The sequence below is a fragment of the Serratia sp. HNCC26DJ244 genome, from assembly GCF_057180565.1.
In genome coordinates this window covers 1-271 of record NZ_JBXUGO010000152.1, presented here as the reverse complement: position 1 = coordinate 271, position 271 = coordinate 1, and the positions used below count along the sequence as shown (strand labels likewise).

The following is a 271-nucleotide window of genomic DNA, read 5'->3' as shown; positions in this document are numbered from 1 at the left end:
CAGTAATGAGCAAAAGCGTCATAAAAGTACGGTGTCGTGTCCCCTTCGTCTAGAGGCCTAGGACACCGCCCTTTCACGGCGGTAACAGGGGTTCGAATCCCCTAGGGGACGCCAACTGCTTCCGACCATCCCGGTGAAAGCGGCGGTCTTCAGTATCTGATGATACTTTTTATCTTAAAGATGATTCTGTGGAGTCATGTTTAAGATATTGCTCTTTAACAATCTGGAACAAGCTGAAAATTGAAACTTCAGCGCATCAATGAGTTAACTG

Annotated in this window: 1 tRNA gene; it reads left to right on the top strand. The window is 46.5% G+C overall.

The window, feature by feature from the left end:
* Positions 1–38: 38 nt before the first annotated feature.
* Positions 39–114, top strand: a tRNA-Glu gene (locus AC2A06_RS19035).
* The last annotated feature ends 157 nt before the right edge of the window (positions 115–271 follow it).